Source organism: Pseudoalteromonas sp. MB41 (assembly GCF_020966275.1).
Taxonomy (GTDB): Bacteria; Pseudomonadota; Gammaproteobacteria; order Enterobacterales; family Alteromonadaceae; genus Pseudoalteromonas; species Pseudoalteromonas lipolytica.
Genome location: NZ_JAJJZF010000014.1, coordinates 21180 through 39169, shown reverse-complemented (window position 1 = coordinate 39169; position 17990 = coordinate 21180). Strand labels below are relative to the sequence as shown.

The following is a 17990-nucleotide window of genomic DNA, read 5'->3' as shown; positions in this document are numbered from 1 at the left end:
ATGGGTATGTTTCCGCGAAGCGCATTTGGGCAAACCGTATTTTTAGTCGCAGCGTTGCTTTTAATCAACCAGATCGTGTCATATATCACGGTCAGCTTTTATGTTGTAAAGCCAACCATAGAGCAAGTAAATCTGATCCTCGCTAAGCAAATTAAAACAGTGTTTATCGAGTGGGAAGAAGGCGTTGAAGTGAGCAAAGAAGCCTCTGAAAAGTTCTTTGAAATAACAGGGATAGAAGTCATGACCCAGCGCCAAGCAATGCGCGAAGGGCTGGCTGAAACACGTGAGTATTCAATGCTTTCGCGCAGCATGTCTAAAGAGTTAAATGGTTCAGCACGTGTGCGCATTAGCCAAACGGATCCGCTTGTATATTGGGTTGAAGCACCGCAAGCCCCTGGTTATTGGGTGCGCGTACCCTTAACAGGTTTGCAAGAAAACAACCTGAAATTTTTAACTTTTTACTTGTCCAGTATAGGTTTTTTAAGTGTGCTAGGTGGCTGGTTGTTTGCGCGTCACTTGAACCGTCCTTTAAAAGCACTACAACAAGCTGCTGTAAAAGTGGGGGTGGGCGACTTCTCCACCAAACTCGAAGAGCAGGGCTCAACCGAAGTCATTGAAGTAACGCGTGCTTTTAATCAGATGTCTCGGGGTATTGCGGCATTAGAAAACGACCGTCGTTTACTAATGGCGGGGGTATCTCATGACCTTAGAACGCCGCTTACGCGCATTCGTTTAGCCACAGAAATGATGTCAGATGATGAAGACTACCTTCGCGAAGGGATAATCCATGATATCGAAGATATGAATGCGATTATTGACCAATTTATAGAGTACTTGCGTCATCACAAGCGCGAAGAGCTTGCGCTTGAAGATTTAAATGCGATTGTTGCAGAAGTCGTCGAAGCAGAGCAAAAGCATCATCGCAGCATCACCTTTAAAGAAAACCCCAGTATTCATGATGTACCAGTGAGCATGGTGGCAATAAAACGTGTTGTCACTAATATGATTGAAAACGCGATACGTTATTCACAGGGTGATATTGAGGTTGAAACTCGCCTGAGTAGCAATAAAAAATTCGCGATGGTGGTTGTAAATGATCAAGGCCCTGGTATTCCTGAGAGTGAACTTGAAACCGTGTTTGAACCGTTTAAACAAGGTGATGCGGCGCGTGGTAGTGAAGGTAGCGGTTTAGGGCTGGCAATAATCAAACGTATTGTTGATATGCATGGCGGAAAAGTGCAATTGCTTAATCGCCCCGAAGGTGGCTTAAGTGCACAAATCTATTTACCGTTGTAGATGAAATAACGTGACAGATTAAGACTGATTGCTTAAAAAGTGCGACAGGGGTGTCGCACTTATCTTATTGAACGTTATGACTGTGGTTGGCCGTAAATTTGCTCGGCACGATTAAACAATATCCACGAGGTCAAAATATACTTATCGTTTGAGATTGGCTTATTGCCACGGTGAGTGTGGGTAAAGTAGCCAGGAGCCACCACCATCGTTCCTTTCTTGGGCGATATTTTACGTTGTTGATAGTAAAATTCGGTTTCACCACCTTCCTCTACATCGTTTAAGTAAAACATAAACAACAATACGCGATGAAGCGCTTCGTTATGACCTACTTGCGGGTATACCTCACTGTGCCAGTATGGATAGCCCCCTTTATTGATGTCGTATTTTTGCGCCTGAATGTTACCCATTCTAAAGATTTGCTGGACTAGTAAAGGCAGTTGCGGCTTGCCGACTTCTTCAAAGTTGTCTTGGTTTAAGTCAACGGGTTGACCGGTTTTTGGGTGATAGACTTTTAATCCAAACGCGCCAATCATCATAAAAATATGCTCTTCGAGATACTTAAAGATGTACCCTGCGGTGGTTTGTTGAATATGTTTTAATTGTTCGGCGTATTCTGGGTGATTATTTAGGTATAAATCGCGGCTGTCTTTTTTAGATAAATCAACGCCACCAGAGGTAATGCCTTGTTTTAAATGCGGGCTTTGTTCAAATACCGTGATAAAATTATCGCAAAATTCTTTGCTAAGGGCGTTTTCGTATACGCGAATAAAGTCCGTCATGAGCTACCTTTAGTTTATATTTTTTATAGGGTTACTATGTTTATTGAATCAATCACGCCCCGATTTAGCGAAACGGATGTCTTAGGGCATATCAACAATACCGTACTCCCCGTGTGGTTTGAAGCCGCCCGTGCGCCTATTTTTAGATTTTTTACACCGGATTTAAATCCACATCAGTGGAAATTGATTATAGCCAAGGTTGAAGTAAGCTTTGTCGGAGAGTTGTTTTATGGCCACGATGTTGAGATAAAAACGAGTGTTGAGCATATTGGTTCAAGCTCCTTTGTATTACGTCAAGAAGCGTGGCAGCAAGGCACATGTTGTGCGGTGGGTAAAACGGTCTTGGTACGGTATGATTTTGCCAATAAATGTTCGCAAAAGTTAGATGAGCAAGAAAAAGCAGCACTTTCTGCACACTTATTCGTTTCTGAGTAGCCGTTTTTTGCCGACATTTCTGGGCGCTTGGGGTAAAATGTCGCTTCATTATTTTGACTGAGTAATTTTGGGTTACACGCAATGCTGTTAATGATCGACAACTATGATTCGTTTACCTACAACCTAGTGCAATACTTTCAGCGCTTGGATCAAGAGGTATTGGTTAAACGAAACGATGAGATAAGTGTTGCCGACATCAAGCAATTAAAGCCCGAACATATTGTCATTTCTCCTGGGCCTTGCTCACCAAATGAAGCCGGTATTTCGCTGCAAGTGGTTGAAGAGTTTAAAGGGCAGCTGCCTATTTTAGGTATCTGCTTGGGACATCAAACAATTGCGCAAGCATTGGGAGGTGAGGTCGTACGAGCACGACAGGTTATGCATGGTAAAACCTCCTTAGTGCACCATACAAACCAAGGTGTTTTTAAAGGCTTAGCCAACCCATTGACGGTATGTCGTTACCATTCGCTGGTGGTTGATAAACAGAGTCTTCCCAGTGAGCTGAGTATTACAGCGTGGACCGAACACAATACGCATTTTGATGAAATAATGGGAATAATGCACAAGGATCTCGCACTTGAAGGTGTGCAATTCCATCCTGAAGCAATTTTGACGCAACAAGGGCTTGAATTACTTGCCAACTTTTTAACTCGCTTCTAATCTTAAGCTAATTATTTACAAATATGAACGACAATACTGCTGTGCAAATGACCGATGAAATCCGACAACAAAGGACTGCGATGGTGCTTAATGAGCGTGCGCATGATCTTTTGCTTGGCCACAGTTTTGCACAGCGTCAGATTGGCTATATTCATACTTTAGAAATTGATTATGGCGAGCAAATGGAGCAGCGAACTTTATTAGAAGTTGAAGTTGCAGCGCAAAAGAAACGCCAAAAAAGCAGTACAGCGCACCATAAGTATCGTGCTCAAGCGAGTCAGCAATTACATCAAGTGATTGAAAATGCGATGAACAAGCAGCTGGAAGATATTGATTCAGTGGTACATGAAACCATTGGCATTCAAGACAGTGTGCCCGCTATTTTAGATATTCTTGCGACACGGTCAGCATCGGTAGGTCGCTTAGAGCCGTTAATTAAAGATTTAACTTGGCTTGGGCGTGAGCTCGTCGCGTTTGTTAATTTGCCATACTATCGCCAGCAACGCAGTAAACACACTTCCGTTAAAGTTGATAACCCGTTACTCGCATTGCGTTATATTGGTCTTGATAACCTGAAATTTGTGGTCCCGACATTCGCAGTACGTCACTGGATGCCTCACAGCACAGAACCCTTTCCTTTATTAAAGCGCCGCTTACGAGATAATTCAATGGCATGCGCTATTGCAGCACAAGAAATAGCAAAGCTAAACGGCGTTAATGAAGAACACGCGTTTACTTTAGGCATGTTATTGGATGTAGGGAAAATTGCCTTAGTAAGGCTCTATTTGCGCACTTTTGAGCGAGTGTGGCAACGCAAGGTGGCAATGGCGCGCGAAGAACAAAAGAAAGATTTGCATACTGCATTATTAGAGTTAAAACCCGATCCTTTATTTTTAAGTTCGTTATTAAGCAAATTGTCACTTAAAGTGACAGCCACCGTGATTGAGCAAATGGCATTTCGGTATTTGCCGTTTAACGCCGTTTTGCAGCAATTAACGACACCCCTTGCTAAAAATGATGAATACCTTCCTCTGACCCAAGTGATTTTAAAAGCACGGTGCTATGCGCAGTTTTTAAGCTTGAACGAACATCAGTTAGTTGAGAAAGATGAAGTTCAACGCTGGTTTACGCATTATGGTTTTACACAAAATGAGCTTGATGAACTGGCAAAATGCAACTTTGAGAACTTCCATATCCAAATTAATTAAAATAATTGTTAATTTTTTTGCGACTATTCATTCATTGTAAATGCTGAGCGATAGCAATATTTAGATAACGTGCCCATGCGTGGTTTGCTAGCAGCGCGCCTTTTAAGTGTATTTTGTATAAAAAATACCCCTCAAATAGTTATTCACTATCCATGAAAAAATATCTCAAACCCTTTATTTTCAAGGGCTGCATGAAAGTTTTCTAAGAGACAGATGGATTTTTTTCTGAAATAATGGATGAATGAAAATTGAACCAAAGAGTAATTAAGGTGATTTTACTCTAAGCTCAATTAGCTTAGTAAAATAGCTTAGTTTAGCTTTATAGCGCCGCTTAAGATGGCGTGTGCTTACGATAAAGAGGATATAAAATGACAGTCAATCGCGAATTATTTGATCACGTAATGGTTCCTAACTATGCACCATCAAGTGTTATTCCTGTGCGAGGCGAAGGCTCTCGAGTTTGGGACCAAGAAGGTCGTGAATTTATCGATTTTGCAGGTGGTATTGCTGTTAACTGCCTTGGCCACTGTCACCCGGCCTTAGTAAGTGCATTAAAAGAGCAGGGCGAGAAAATCTGGCATCTATCAAATGTGATGACCAATGAGCCAGCACTGCGTTTAGCTAAAAAGTTAACCGATGCAACGTTCGCAGAAAAAGTTTATTTTGCTAACTCTGGTGCAGAAGCAAACGAAGCCGCATTAAAACTTGCGCGTCGTTTTGCACTTGATAACTTTGGTGAGCAAAAATCACAAATTATCTCATTCAATAAAGGTTTCCACGGTCGTACATTTTTTACTGTAACAGTAGGTGGCCAGGCTGCCTATTCAGACGGCTTCGGTCCTAAGCCGGGCGATATCGTACATTGTGATTACAATGATTTAGCGGCTTTCGAAGCACTGATCAGTGACAATACATGTGCAGTCATGATGGAACCTCTACAAGGTGAAGGCGGGATCATTTCACCAACAAAAGAGTTTGTAAAAGGTGTACGTGAGCTGTGTACTAAGCACAATGCGCTGTTAATTTTTGATGAAGTACAAACAGGTGTCGGCCGTACTGGTGAGCTTTATGCGTATCAAGGTTTAAATGTCACGCCTGATATCTTAACCACAGCTAAAGCGTTAGGTGGCGGTTTTCCTATTAGTGCAATGATCACCACAACTGATATTGCTCAGCACTTAAAAGTAGGAACACACGGTTCTACTTATGGTGGTAACCCACTTGCGTGTGCTGTTGCAGAAGCTGCATTTGATACGGTGAATACACCAGAGGTATTAAGTGGCGTTAAAGAAAAATCGGCTTTATTCCGCGAACTATTAACTGCAATCAACGACAAGTACAACGTATTTAGTGAAATTCGTGGCGAAGGTCTACTATTGGGTGCAGTGGTTACTGAGCAATTCAAAGGCCGTGCAAAAGAGTTTTTAGTGGCAGGGACCGAAGAAGGCGTCATGTCATTAGTAGCGGGTGCAGATGTTGTTCGCTTTACTCCTTCACTTGTTATCCCTGACGCTGATATCCGCGAAGGTATGGCTCGTTTCGAAAAAGCAGTTGCTAAAGTCGTTAACGGCTAATCATTCAACTGACATATCAGGGCAAGCACTGCTTGCCCGCGTTCATAATTTACCGTTATTTATAAGGGAGCAAGCGGACTCATGATGATCCTTCGCCCAATCCAGCAAAGTGATTACCCAGCATTACTTAAAATTGCCCATGAATCAGGGCATGGTTTTACATCTTTGCCTAATAATGAAGAGTTGTTACAAAAGAAAATCGATCATTCACTGAGCTCATTTGCAAAAGTAGCCCAGCAGCCTGGTGATGAAGGTTACCTGTTTGTTCTTGAAGATAGCGAAACAGGCGAAGTAGTGGGTACTTCAGCCATCGAAGCCGCCGTGGGTTTAGATGACGCGTTTTATCATTATCATTTAAGTAAAGCGATTCATTCATCGCGTACACTTAACGTTTATAAAGCCGTTGATATCTTAACGCTATGTAATGATTACACCGGTGCAACAGAGCTATGTACATTGTTTTTGAGAGATGGTTACCGCAAAAATAACAATGGTAAATTACTATCAAAAGCACGTTTTATGTTTATTAATCAACATAAAGAACGTTTTGCTGAAACTGTTATTGCAGAAATGCGTGGTGTGTCAAACGAGAATGGCGAAAGCCCATTTTGGCAATGGCTTGAAGAGCACTTTTTCTCAATGGATTTTCCAACAGCCGATTACCTGACGGGAATAGGTCAAAAAGTATTTATTGCCGAGTTAATGCCTAAATACCCAATTTACGTGAATCTATTAAGCAAAGATGCGCAAGCTGTTATTGGTCATGTGCATGATAATACTCGCCCAGCTATTGAGCTGTTGAAGAGTGAAGGTTTCACTTTTAACGGCTACGTTGACATTTTCGATGCGGGTCCTACGGTTGAAGCTAAAGTGGATAATATCGCTACGATTCGTAATTCAAGAAAGGTGCAGGTCGAAATAGGTCAAAGCCAAGGCGACACCACCGTGATGCTCGCTAATGATAAATTGACTGACTTTAGAGCCACAGTGACACAAATTAATCTACCGTGTGATGTCGATACAATTACCCTTTCAAGTGAGCTTGCAAAAGCCCTTCACTTAGAAGCTGGCGACACCGTATCAGTTGCAAAACTATAGAATTTAGGAGACACAGTAATGACGCATGCAGCGCAATTTATTAATGGTCAATGGCAAGCAGGCCTTGGTCATGCATTCAACTCTGTAAACCCTGCAAATAATGATGTTATTTGGCAAGCAAATACAGCCACGGCTGAGCAAGTAGACAGCGCTGTAAATGCCGCGCGCCAAGCTTTTTATAGTTGGGCGGATAAATCATTTGCAGAACGTTTAGCTATTGTTAAAACGTTCGCTGAAACGCTTAAAGAGCATAGCGAAGAGTTAGCGCTGATCATTGCGCAAGAAACAGGTAAACCGTTGTGGGAAACTCGCACTGAAGCAGGCGCCATGGTGGGTAAAATTGCGATTTCTGAAAAAGCGTTTTTAGAGCGTACCGGCGACGTTGAAAACCCCATGCCACAAGGCCGTGCGATGATCCGTCATAAGCCACATGGTGTTGTTGCCGTTTTTGGTCCGTATAACTTCCCAGGTCATTTACCAAATGGGCATATCGTTCCAGCATTACTAGCGGGTAACACGGTTGTATTTAAACCTTCTGAGCTTACTCCCGCTGTTGCAGAGCTGACTTTAAAACTGTGGCAAAAAGCAGGTTTACCTGATGGGGTTATTAACCTTGTTCAAGGTGAAGTTGACACAGGCAAGGCGCTTGCGGCGCATAAAGGCATTGACGGCTTATTCTTTACGGGGTCATCGCGTACAGGTCATATCCTACATGAACAATTTGCAGGTCAACCGGGTAAAATCCTTGCTTTAGAAATGGGGGGGAATAACCCGCTTATCGTGACTGACGTTGCGGATACTAAAGCTGCTATTCACGATATAGTTCAATCTGCGTTTATTTCTTCAGGCCAACGTTGTACCTGTGCGCGTAAGTTATTCTTACCTGTGGGCGAGCAAGGTGACGCCATCTTAGCGGGTCTAATAAAAGCAACCAAAGCGATTAAAGTAGGTGAATATGATGCTGATGAACAGCCGTTCATGGGCTCTATGATTTCAGCTGCGGCTGCCGCGGGTATGGCTGCAGCACAACAGCAATTAGTAGAACTAGGTGCTGACGTATTAGTTGAGTTAACGCATACAGAAAATACCGGCTTTGTAACGCCAGGCATTTTAGAGTGTACAAACGTGACTAATTTCCCTGATGAAGAGCACTTTGGTCCACTTCTTAAAGTTTTCCGCTTTACTGATTTTGATGCTGCCATTGATAAAGCAAATGACACAAGCTTTGGTTTATCAGCGGGTCTATTAAGTGACAATGCAGCAGATTACGACCACTTCTTACGTCGTATTCGTGCTGGTATTGTTAACTGGAACCGCCCAATTACGGGTGCATCGAGTGCGGCTCCGTTTGGTGGCATTGGTGCGTCTGGTAACCACAGAGCAAGCGCATATTATGCAGCAGACTACTGTGCATACCCTGTTGCGTCAGTTGAGCTTGAAAAAGTGGCTATGCCAGCCACATTAAGCCCAGGCTTAAAAATAGACTAAATCAGTATTAATGATTATAAAAAGCAGCTTCGGCTGCTTTTTTTGTATTGGCTTTATAGCAAAGGTAGCAATTAAAAGCGCTTTCTGCTTAAATCTATAGAGTTAGTCATTTTATTAGGTGTGCAGTCGTATGGTTTTAGATAGGCAAGGGTACGATGATCTTGTCATGTATCTCACTCAAAATTTAGCGCTATTTGAGAAGCCAGGTCAAATAAAGCCAGGAGCTCCAACGGTGCTAGAGCTAATTGAAGACGTGATTGCCGAGAATGTCATGCTGCTTTGCGAACAGCATACAGAATTGAACACCGAACAACGCAGCCAAATCGTTCGCGAAGTCGATGGCATCGTTTATGACTTACAAGAAGTACTAAGCAGTGTCACAAATCAACCTGTTACTGTTGAGCAACACGCCTTTATAGATGAGTTTGCTGGACTTGTAAAAAACTTATTCGATACAGCCGTTGCTGAAAGTGCGTAATCTCCTTTAACACCTAATATCGTTTTTCGATTGCATCTGAGTGTGACTTGCTTACAATCAAGCAAAATAACTTTTAGAGATAAAATAAATGCAAGCGAATGTAAAATGGGTAGAAGGTGATACCTTTATTGGCCTTTCAAATTCAGGTCACAATGTCGTTTTTGATGCGGGTAGTGACAGTGCTGCACCAAGTCCAATGGAAATGGTATTAATGTCGGCAGGGTGTTGCTCATCTGTTGATGTTGTTAGTATTCTTAAAAAAGCGAAACAATCATTTTCTGACGTGCAAGTAAAGCTCAGTGCTGAGCGTGCTGAATCTGCTCCTCGTGTGTTTACCAAGATTCATCTACATTTTGTGGTTACTGGCGATAACGTGTCTGAAAAACACCTTGCGCGTGCTGTTCAATTGTCTGCAGAAAAGTATTGTTCTGTAGCCTTAATGCTTGATAAAACAGTAGAAATTACACATAGCCATGAAGTTGTGGAAGAACAAGTAAAATAACGCTTTTTCCAAACGCAAAATTCGTATAAAATCCGCGAACTTTTATTTCTGCTGGTGCAGGTTTCACTCGTTTAAAGGTTGGTTTAGCATGAATAAACCCTTCGATAAAATTAAGCTTCATGGCTTTAATAATTTAACTAAGAGCTTAAGCTTCAGTATTTACGATATTTGCTACGCGAAGACTGAACAACAGCGTAAAGAATATATTGAATATATCGACGAACAGTACAGTGCTGATCGCCTTACCGATATTTTAGGTGAAGTAGTGGACATTATTGGTGCAAACATTTTGAATGTTTCTCGCCAAGATTATGATCCGCAAGGTGCCAGTGTAACAATTCTGATCTCAGAAGAGCCAATTGAGCAGCAAACAACGTACGACGTTGATGAAGCGCCGGGTCCACTTCCTGAAACTGTGGTAGCACACTTAGATAAAAGTCATATCTGTGTTCACACTTACCCAGAAGCGCACCCTGATGATGGTATTTGTACTTTCCGTGCTGATATCGAAGTATCAACGTGTGGCATTATTTCGCCACTGAAAGCGTTGAACTTCTTAATTCACAGCCTTGAGTCAGATGTAGTAACAATTGACTACCGTGTTCGTGGTTTCACGCGTGATGTTGATGGTGTGAAACACTATATCGACCATGCGATCAATTCTATTCAGAATTACATGACTGAAGATACAAAAGAAGCGTACCAAATGATGGACGTAAACGTGTATCAAGAAAACTTGTTCCACACTAAAATGATGTTAAAAGAAACCGACTTAAATACCTATTTATTCGGTGTATCTACATCTGATTTGTCAGAAGACGAAGAAGAAGAGATCCGCTCTAAGCTAACACGCGAGATGCAAGAAATCTTCTACGGTCGTAACTTACCTGACACTGAGTAGTCACTGGTAACGTATTAAAAAAACGGCGCATAAAATTATTATGCGCCGTTTTTTATTTTATAAGCAGTAACTCAGTTTGTCTGCCATTTAGATACCACACCCCTGATTTATCGAAAAACGCATCTTCTTCGAGCATAATTCGAATTTCTTTATTCCATTGTTTTATAAAAACGGCGTTGTTTAATTCAATCGAATACGCGGTATTTAAGTGCAGTGGATAGTCGCCATCGCCAGCAACCCCTTGTTGTGAATCCCACATGCCCAGCGTTGTTCCCGCAGCATGGCCATGGTAACCAATAGGGTGGGTGTATATTGTGGGCTTTAACCCTTGAGCAATCGCCTCTGCACGAGACTCTTTTAGTACTTCATTACCCGTTTTACCGGCTGCAAAGTGTGAGGTGAAAATATCTTGTAATTGATTGCCACTTTTTAAGGCATTCACTAAATAGTCTGGTGCCTGCGTTTCGTTTTCTTTTAACACGTAAGCATGTTGTTGAGTGTCAGTGTTCAAGCGCAAATAGGTAATGCCAAAATCAACATGCAGTAGATCACCCGCTTGAATAATGTGCTCATTATCTTTGCTAAAGCTTGTTTCATGATCAAACGTTGTTTTATCGGCACGCTGTATACTGACACTGGGGTGAAACCATGTTTGCAGTTTTAATTCTCTTACCCGCTCTCTAAACCACCAGGCTAAATCGTTTGTGGTTGTTTCACCTACCTTTATCACTTTGCTTGAGAAGCCCTCAGCAATAATTTGATGCGCAATAGCCACTGCCTTTTTATACATGTCTACTTCTTCAGGTAAACGTTGCTCGAGCCACTCAATAGCGAGAGGTTCAGCAGAAATGAGCTTATCAAGGTATTTTTTAGGGAGTGCGCTTTTAAGATTATTAAAATCACCGACGACAAGACCATCGGCATGTGCCCAGTTTTGAGAGGTGTTTAGGGCAATATTTTTAGGTTGGTATGTTTCAATTATGTCATTTAGAGCAAGCCATTGATCAGGTTGCTTTTGTTTATCCCATGACTTTTTGAATACCTTGCCTATTTTATATGGCGCGATAGCGTGCGCATCAACCCCACCTTGTTGGTTTCGAGCAAACACCAAAATGGTGGTGCGTCTGGCTGATAACCAAGTCGCAGGCAGCATTGTTTTTAAAATAGGATCTTCGTTATATTCTCTACTGATTAGCAGCCACATATCAATATTATGCTGCTTCATTAATGGGGGCAGTAACGTTTTTACTCGTAATTCAGTCATTTTATCAATAAATTCAGCGCGCGCTTTCATTGGTAAAATATCGACCGTATTTGCGCTTAATGGCAGGGCTAATAAGGCACAAAATAATGAAATAACCGTTTTTTTGTTATTAGTCATGGGTTAACTCTTTTTATTGTCAGTGTCTTTAGAACATAGCAATAATAAATAGACAAGACGATAAGATTAAGATGAATAACAGGTTTATATCTACGGGGTTGCTTGCTACAGTAAATTGATAGATTGCTCAAGAATGACTAAACCAATGATTGAACATCAGTTATTTAAAGCCGAACAAATAAGAACGAATGAAGCCATTGCGGCTAAACGTTGTGGTGTTGCGATGTACACGCTTATGGAACGTGCTGGTCAGGCTGTGTTTATGCATAGCGTGAACTACTTTGCGGACGCGTTGCATTACGTGGTGTTGGTCGGCGTTGGAAACAATGCTGGTGATGGCTACATCGTTGCAAATTTGGCTAAACAAGCAGGAAAAAACGTGACAGTGATAGCCGCTGTACCTGACAAACCCTTGTCAGGAGATGCACTCACCGCACAACAAGCTTGGTTAGATGCCACAGGCGAAATCGTGACAGACTTTGCTGTGCTTGAACAGGCTGATGTTATCGTTGATGGTTTGCTTGGTACGGGTATTCAAAGTGACGTTCGCTCGCCATTTAGTGAGCTGATAAACGCGGCGAATAATAGCCAAGCGCCCATTATAGCTATCGATCTACCCTCTGGTATTCATGCCGATACTGGCGCCGTTCAAGGTATTGCAATTAAAGCGACTGTTACTGTGACCTTTGTGGGTATTAAACAAGGTTTGGTAACGGGGCAAGGGCGCGCGCATGCAGGGCAATGTGAGTTTGCAGATTTAGGCATTGCTGATGCATTTGCGTTGCTGTGCTCACCCTGTGCTTGGCTTATTAATCAGCAAACAATCAACTCACTACCAGCGCGTGATAACAATAGCCACAAAACCAGCCATGGTAAGTTATTGTGCATTGGGGGTAATGCAGGTACAGCAGGTGCTATTCGCTTAACGGCAGAAGCGGCACTGAGAACAGGTGCGGGTATGGTTAAGGTGTATACGCATACCAGCTCAATTCTCAGTGTAAGTATGGGAAGGCCAGAGTTAATGGTCACAGACGCTAATCTAATTGCTTCTCTTGAATGGGCAAGCTGTATTGCCATAGGCCCCGGTTTGGGGCTTGATAGTTGGTCTGAGGCTACTTTTGAAACAGTCATGCAGTACTGTTTCACCAATAATAAACCCTTAGTTATTGACGCCGATGCACTTAATTTAATTGCCCAACATGCGTCGTCATTTCCACTGACAAACACGGTTATCACTCCTCACCCCGGTGAAGCCGCACGGCTGCTTAATTGCAGCACCTCAGACATAGAAACTGACCGTTTTGCAGCGGTCAAACGTTTAGCGCACAGCTATACCACAACCTGCGTACTAAAAGGGGCTGGCACATTAATTAGCAATAACAATAAAACCTGGGTCTGCACAGATGGTAATCCAGCCCTTGCTGTTGGGGGGAGTGGAGATGTACTCACTGGCGTTATTGCAGCCCTAATTGCACAAGGGCTAGATACTCAGCAAGCAGCCTGCCTAGGGGTCTGCTTACATGCAAAAGCGGGTGATATCGCCGCTGAGCGCGATGGTGAGCGTGGTATGTTGCCAAGTGATTTGTTTATGATAGTCAGAGAGTTAGTTAATTCACCTTAACAAGCCATAAATTAAAGGGCCAATTTCATTTATGCCCATTCGCCTCATAAACAGCTCACAATCATTGAGTATTATTGCGGGTTGTATCAGAGTGTTTCAAAATGATGGGCTCTTGTGTCGACAGTGTGGGTTTTATTTTTTAGTCATTAGTTATAAATTAAACAATAAGTAGCACGATTAAACGTCGCGTTGCTATTACATGTATACCCACTGTTTGGATTAAAATAATTAAAAGGATTTATATGAATAAAGCGGTTAATTTATACTTGCCTCTACTCGTGAGTGGCATAGCCTTAGTCACTGCAAGTGTGAGTGTGCAAGCTGACAGCTCTCATCCCGTAAAACACTTTCCAAAAACAGCAACCCAGTGGAAAGCCACAACACAAAAAGATATTGAAGCTGCTTATCAGCAATCAGTCGATAATCACCCCGGCATGTTTGATAGCGATAACCCAGGGTTTCCACAATTACTGTTTAATGCCAAGCAACACGCTTTAATGCTTGCCGACCAAGTAGAAAATGCACAAGGTTACGCAGCCGCAATTGCACGTTTTAATTCGGTTTTGCAAGATGGTCACGCTGGGGCAGTTGCACTGTTACCTGACGACGTTAAGTTGCCACGACGCTGGCCCGGATTTTCTGCAGTATGGCGTGGTGATGGCTTAAAAGTGTATTACAGCGAGCATGATAAAGTAACGAAAGGGGATAAAATAGTGCGCTGTAATAACACGCCTATTGAACCCTTAATGCGCGATACCCTGTTTAAATTTTATGGTGAAGTTGATCAACCCGGTCATTGGTGGAACCAAGGATGGCGATTATTAGTGGATGATGGAAACCCATTTCTAACCCCCTTTAAAAGTTGTGATTTTGTGAAAGTCAGTGGCGCGACGTATAGCATTAGACTTGAATGGTCTGAGCGCCCAAAAAATGTTCGCCAGCACTTAGTAAATGCTTACAATGGTGATGAGCTCGAGGTAGGCCTACACTGGGCAACTCAAGAGATTGCTTGGGTAGCAATGCCTTCATTTTCACCAAATGAAGAACAAAAAGCACGTTACCGACAACTCTTCACTGATTTAGCCGAGCAGCGTGAACAGTTGCTAACGGCTAAAGCGGTGATATTCGATCTTCGCCATAATCAAGGCGGCTCAACATATTGGAGTATGAAAATTGCTGAGCAACTTTGGGGGCCGCAGCATGTGACATCGCGAAGAGAGCAGTTAGTTAAAAATACACGCGTTTGGTGGCGAGCATCCAAAGATAATACGCAATACCTTGAGTCATTAAAAACAAAAGTGCAAGACCAGCCCGAGGTCTTCGCTATAGTAAAACAAGTCTCAGCAGGTATGCAGACGGCGTTAGATATGGGTGAACCTTTTTATATTGAGAAGAAGCCAGCAACGACACCGGTCTCAGATGAAGTATCTGAAAGTGATTTTAACACTAAAGCCATCGTTATAGTGCCCGGACAATGTGCCAGTGCGTGTCTGGATGCAATTGATACTTTTAAGTTATTTTCAAATACAGTGTTATTTGGTGCGCCGAGCAGTGCTGATTCAACCTATATGGATGTTCGATTTGTTGATACTCCCTCAGGGTTAAGCAAAGTGATAATCCCTAACAAAGTTTATGTAAACAGAGCGCGCGGTAAGGGGGATTTTTACTGGCCTGATATTCCATACCATGGCGTTGACTGGACAACAGAGGTGTTATTAGAACACATTGAGCGTGTTATAAAGTAAAGTGATCTGTAGAGATAAAAAACCCAGCCGAAGCTGGGTTTTTTAAGCGAAGTGCTTGGAGTGGACTACATCATGCCGCCCATTCCACCCATGCCGCCCATGCCACCCATATCAGGGGCACCAGCGTCATCTTTTGGGATTTCAGCAACCATTGCTTCAGTTGTGATCATAAGACCCGCGATTGAAGCAGCGTACTGTAGTGCAGAACGCGTTACTTTAGTTGGGTCTAGGATACCCATTTCGATCATGTCGTTGTATTCGCCAGACGCTGCGTTATAACCGTAGTTACCTTCACCGCCTTTCACATTGTTAACAACAACAGATGCTTCGTCGCCTGCGTTTGTAACGATTTGACGCAGTGGTGCTTCCATCGCACGAAGTGCAACTTTAATACCGTGACTTTGGTCTTCATTGTCACCAATTAAGTCTACCAGCTTGTTTGCAGCGCGCACTAATGCAACACCACCACCCGGTACAACACCTTCTTCAACCGCTGCGCGAGTTGCGTGTAATGCATCTTCTACGCGGTCTTTCTTCTCTTTCATTTCGATTTCAGTTGCTGCGCCAACTTTGATTACTGCAACACCGCCAGCTAGTTTAGCCATACGCTCTTGTAGTTTTTCTTTATCGTAGTCAGACGTTGCTTCTTCGATTTGTGCTTTGATTTGTGCAACACGGCCATTGATACCGTCTTCTTCACCTGCGCCATCGATGATTGTTGTGTCATCTTTAGTGATCACAACGCGCTTCGCTGTACCGAGGTCTTCAACTGTTGCTTTTTCAAGTTCTAAACCGATTTCTTCAGAAATTACAGTACCACCCGTTAAGACAGCGATGTCTTGTAGCATTGCTTTACGACGGTCGCCAAAACCAGGTGCTTTAACCGCAGATACTTTAACGATACCGCGCATGTTGTTCACAACAAGCGTTGCAAGTGCTTCACCTTCAAGGTCTTCAGCAATAATTAATAAAGGCTTGCTTGCTTTAGCAACCGCTTCTAATGTAGGTAGTAACTCACGGATGTTAGATACTTTTTTATCTACAAGTAGAATGAATGGGTTATCAAGCTCTACAGCGCCTTTTTCTGCGTTGTTGATGAAGTAAGGAGACAGGTAACCGCGGTCAAACTGCATGCCTTCAACAACGTCTAATTCGTTTTCTAGTGACTGACCTTCTTCAACAGTGATAACACCTGAATCACGACCCACTTTTTCCATTGCTTCAGCAATAATGTTACCAATTTCGCTATCAGAGTTAGCAGAAATAGTACCTACTTGGGCAATCGCTTTTGTGTCAGCACAAGGAACAGACAATGCTTTAAGCTCTTCAACAGCTGCTGTAACCGCTTTGTCGATACCGCGCTTAAGATCCATTGGGTTCATGCCTGCGGCAACTGCTTTTAAGCCTTCGTTTACGATAGCTTGCGCTAATACGGTTGCAGTTGTTGTACCGTCACCTGCAGCGTCATTCGCTTTTGACGCTACTTCTTTAACCATTTGTGCGCCCATGTTCTCGAACTTGTCTTCAAGCTCGATTTCTTTTGCAACAGACACACCATCTTTAGTGATGACTGGCGCACCGAATGATTTGTCTAAAACAACATTACGGCCTTTAGGGCCTAAAGTTACTCTTACTGCGTTTGCTAAAATATTTACGCCTGTTAGCATTTTGCCACGTGCGTCACTTGCAAAAAGTACTTCTTTTGCTGCCATGATTTAATTCCTCTTAAATTCTGTAAACGGGTTGCTAAACGAAAAGTAGGATTAACCTACAATGCCTAGAATGTTATCTTCACGCATGATCAGGTACTCTTGACCTTCGATCTTTTCAGCTTTTTCAACATAAGAGCCAAACAGCACAGTGTCACCGGCTTTTACTTCTAATGCTCTTACCTCACCGTTGTCTAATACACGGCCATTACCAACAGCGATAACTTCTCCGCGCGTTGATTTTTCAGCTGCAGAGCCAGTTAAAACAATACCGCCAGCAGACTTAGTTTCTTCTTCTAGACGCTTAACGATGACGCGATCATGTAAAGGACGAATGTTCATTTATTTAGTTCTCCTAACAGTTTCTGAACAGTACAGAAAAAATCTTGTGTTATGCAGGGGAGTGCTAAAGCCACCCGTTGCGTTTCATTGCCTTCAATAATGGGGGTGGCTTAAAAAAATCCAAGTATAAAAATTAAAAATTTTTAATCTTTTCGCTCAAATTCGCCATCAATGGTTGTTGGCTGGTGAGTTGGCTCTTCATGTTGGCTGGTTTTACTATGATATTGAAAGTGTGCAGCGCCTTGATTCATTTGTGAGCTCATACGCACAGTCGCTTGACTGGCAAGGCCTGCCGCCAATTTATTGCGCACTACTGGCGTTAATAATAAAAAGCCAAACACGTCGGTCATAATACCAGGGGTCATCAGTAAGACACCGGCGATAATCACACACAGACCGGTAAATAACTCTTTTGCAGGCATTTGCCCTTGCGCCATTTGCAGTTGTACGTTTTGAATAGCACCGATACCTTGCTGCTTTACAAGTTTTGCACCGACAATCGCGGTGACAATGACAAGCGCTATGGTTGCAAAGCCGCCAATGACTTCACTCACTTGAATGAGCAGTGCAATCTCAACAATCGGCACTAAAATAAATAATAAAAACAAAAATCTAAACATAACGCTCTCTAAAAATGTCGCTCTTTTTTGAGTCAGTGAAATATAAATATGGGTGATCAGGTCTTTTTTCAAGGTAGAACCAAGGATCATTGAGGCCGCTACACATTGTAGTGACTATCGGCTACTATGGTGCGACTCATGTAATCAAATAAA

Annotated in this window: 17 protein-coding genes; 12 read left to right on the top strand and 5 right to left on the bottom strand. The window is 42.6% G+C overall.

Features of this window, described 5'->3' with window-relative positions; all coding sequences use genetic code 11:
• On the top strand, positions 1-1296 hold the full coding sequence (gene envZ, locus LPA49_RS13885; protein WP_118844720.1) for a two-component system sensor histidine kinase EnvZ: 1296 nt from the start codon (positions 1-3) through the stop codon (positions 1294-1296).
• Between the two features lie 74 nt (positions 1297-1370).
• Here the strand turns inward: envZ and LPA49_RS13880 are convergent, their stop codons facing one another.
• A complete protein-coding gene (locus LPA49_RS13880; protein ID WP_065979402.1) occupies positions 1371-2075 on the bottom strand; it encodes a 2OG-Fe(II) oxygenase in 705 nt (234 codons plus the stop codon).
• A gap of 36 nt (positions 2076-2111) precedes the next feature.
• On the opposite strand from LPA49_RS13880, the gene LPA49_RS13875 reads away from it, so the two are divergent.
• The 9 genes from LPA49_RS13875 (at position 2112) to speD (ending at position 10419) form a co-directional block, all read left to right on the top strand.
• A complete protein-coding gene (locus tag LPA49_RS13875; protein ID WP_036973381.1) occupies positions 2112-2510 on the top strand; it encodes a thioesterase family protein in 399 nt (132 codons plus the stop codon).
• Positions 2511-2591: 81 nt separating this feature from the next.
• Complete coding sequence (locus LPA49_RS13870; RefSeq protein ID WP_036973380.1) at positions 2592-3170, top strand: aminodeoxychorismate/anthranilate synthase component II; 579 nt, start codon at positions 2592-2594, stop codon at positions 3168-3170.
• A 47-nt stretch (positions 3171-3217) separates the two neighbouring features.
• Positions 3218-4378 (top strand): HDOD domain-containing protein, encoded by a 1161-nt coding sequence (locus LPA49_RS13865; RefSeq protein WP_036973752.1) that lies wholly within the window; start codon positions 3218-3220, stop codon positions 4376-4378.
• 368 nt (positions 4379-4746) lie between these two features.
• Entirely contained in the window at positions 4747-5952 is a 1206-nt protein-coding gene (locus LPA49_RS13860) for an aspartate aminotransferase family protein (RefSeq protein WP_180311209.1), read from the top strand.
• Between the two features lie 81 nt (positions 5953-6033).
• A complete protein-coding gene (astA, locus tag LPA49_RS13855) occupies positions 6034-7050 on the top strand; it encodes an arginine N-succinyltransferase (protein WP_036973377.1) in 1017 nt (338 codons plus the stop codon).
• Between the two features lie 18 nt (positions 7051-7068).
• Positions 7069-8538, top strand: a complete 1470-nt coding sequence (gene astD / locus LPA49_RS13850; protein WP_180311208.1) for a succinylglutamate-semialdehyde dehydrogenase — start codon at positions 7069-7071, stop codon at positions 8536-8538.
• A 130-nt stretch (positions 8539-8668) separates the two neighbouring features.
• Positions 8669-9016 (top strand): DUF3802 family protein, encoded by a 348-nt coding sequence (locus LPA49_RS13845; protein ID WP_065979400.1) that lies wholly within the window; start codon positions 8669-8671, stop codon positions 9014-9016.
• An 88-nt stretch (positions 9017-9104) separates the two neighbouring features.
• Entirely contained in the window at positions 9105-9518 is a 414-nt protein-coding gene (locus tag LPA49_RS13840) for an OsmC family protein (RefSeq protein WP_036973371.1), read from the top strand.
• Between the two features lie 88 nt (positions 9519-9606).
• On the top strand, positions 9607-10419 hold the full coding sequence (gene speD, locus LPA49_RS13835; protein ID WP_036973370.1) for an adenosylmethionine decarboxylase: 813 nt from the start codon (positions 9607-9609) through the stop codon (positions 10417-10419).
• Between the two features lie 52 nt (positions 10420-10471).
• On the opposite strand, the gene LPA49_RS13830 is transcribed toward speD, so the two are convergent.
• Entirely contained in the window at positions 10472-11800 is a 1329-nt protein-coding gene (locus tag LPA49_RS13830; RefSeq protein WP_036973369.1) for a M24 family metallopeptidase, read from the bottom strand.
• A 145-nt stretch (positions 11801-11945) separates the two neighbouring features.
• On the opposite strand from LPA49_RS13830, the gene LPA49_RS13825 reads away from it, so the two are divergent.
• Positions 11946-13421, top strand: coding sequence for an NAD(P)H-hydrate dehydratase (locus LPA49_RS13825; RefSeq protein ID WP_180311659.1), 1476 nt, complete (start codon positions 11946-11948; stop codon positions 13419-13421).
• A 242-nt stretch (positions 13422-13663) separates the two neighbouring features.
• The gene (locus LPA49_RS13820; RefSeq protein WP_230236849.1) at positions 13664-15166 is read left to right on the top strand and encodes a S41 family peptidase; all 1503 of its coding nucleotides are present in this window, start codon (positions 13664-13666) and stop codon (positions 15164-15166) included.
• Positions 15167-15231: 65 nt separating this feature from the next.
• Here the strand turns inward: LPA49_RS13820 and groL are convergent, their stop codons facing one another.
• The 3 genes from groL to LPA49_RS13805 form a co-directional block, all read right to left on the bottom strand.
• Positions 15232-16878 carry a chaperonin GroEL gene (gene groL, locus LPA49_RS13815; protein ID WP_075594292.1) on the bottom strand — a complete coding sequence of 549 codons (1647 nt, stop codon included), beginning with the start codon at positions 16876-16878 and terminating at the stop codon, positions 15232-15234.
• Between the two features lie 51 nt (positions 16879-16929).
• Complete coding sequence (locus tag LPA49_RS13810; RefSeq protein WP_036973362.1) at positions 16930-17217, bottom strand: co-chaperone GroES; 288 nt, start codon at positions 17215-17217, stop codon at positions 16930-16932.
• A gap of 143 nt (positions 17218-17360) precedes the next feature.
• The gene (locus LPA49_RS13805; protein ID WP_036973751.1) at positions 17361-17837 is read right to left on the bottom strand and encodes an FxsA family protein; all 477 of its coding nucleotides are present in this window, start codon (positions 17835-17837) and stop codon (positions 17361-17363) included.
• Positions 17838-17990: the final 153 nt, after the last annotated feature.

What these genes read in the sequence shown, in the direction of transcription:
- astA (WP_036973377.1), top strand. Translation starts at nt 6,034, where the DNA reads ATGATGATCCTTCGCCCAATCCAGCAAAGTGATTACCCAGCATTACTT.
- astD (WP_180311208.1), top strand. Translation starts at nt 7,069, where the DNA reads ATGACGCATGCAGCGCAATTTATTAATGGTCAATGGCAAGCAGGCCTT.
- LPA49_RS13845 (WP_065979400.1), top strand. Translation starts at nt 8,669, where the DNA reads ATGGTTTTAGATAGGCAAGGGTACGATGATCTTGTCATGTATCTCACT.
- LPA49_RS13820 (WP_230236849.1), top strand. Translation starts at nt 13,664, where the DNA reads ATGAATAAAGCGGTTAATTTATACTTGCCTCTACTCGTGAGTGGCATA.
- LPA49_RS13805 (WP_036973751.1), bottom strand. Translation starts at nt 17,837, where the DNA reads ATGTTTAGATTTTTGTTTTTATTATTTATTTTAGTGCCGATTGTTGAG.
- LPA49_RS13840 (WP_036973371.1), top strand. Translation starts at nt 9,105, where the DNA reads ATGCAAGCGAATGTAAAATGGGTAGAAGGTGATACCTTTATTGGCCTT.
- LPA49_RS13875 (WP_036973381.1), top strand. Translation starts at nt 2,112, where the DNA reads ATGTTTATTGAATCAATCACGCCCCGATTTAGCGAAACGGATGTCTTA.
- speD (WP_036973370.1), top strand. Translation starts at nt 9,607, where the DNA reads ATGAATAAACCCTTCGATAAAATTAAGCTTCATGGCTTTAATAATTTA.
- envZ (WP_118844720.1), top strand. Translation starts at nt 1, where the DNA reads ATGGGTATGTTTCCGCGAAGCGCATTTGGGCAAACCGTATTTTTAGTC.
- LPA49_RS13870 (WP_036973380.1), top strand. Translation starts at nt 2,592, where the DNA reads ATGCTGTTAATGATCGACAACTATGATTCGTTTACCTACAACCTAGTG.
- LPA49_RS13860 (WP_180311209.1), top strand. Translation starts at nt 4,747, where the DNA reads ATGACAGTCAATCGCGAATTATTTGATCACGTAATGGTTCCTAACTAT.
- LPA49_RS13880 (WP_065979402.1), bottom strand. Translation starts at nt 2,075, where the DNA reads ATGACGGACTTTATTCGCGTATACGAAAACGCCCTTAGCAAAGAATTT.
- LPA49_RS13865 (WP_036973752.1), top strand. Translation starts at nt 3,218, where the DNA reads ATGACCGATGAAATCCGACAACAAAGGACTGCGATGGTGCTTAATGAG.
- LPA49_RS13830 (WP_036973369.1), bottom strand. Translation starts at nt 11,800, where the DNA reads ATGACTAATAACAAAAAAACGGTTATTTCATTATTTTGTGCCTTATTA.
- groL (WP_075594292.1), bottom strand. Translation starts at nt 16,878, where the DNA reads ATGGCAGCAAAAGAAGTACTTTTTGCAAGTGACGCACGTGGCAAAATG.
- LPA49_RS13810 (WP_036973362.1), bottom strand. Translation starts at nt 17,217, where the DNA reads ATGAACATTCGTCCTTTACATGATCGCGTCATCGTTAAGCGTCTAGAA.
- LPA49_RS13825 (WP_180311659.1), top strand. Translation starts at nt 11,946, where the DNA reads ATGATTGAACATCAGTTATTTAAAGCCGAACAAATAAGAACGAATGAA.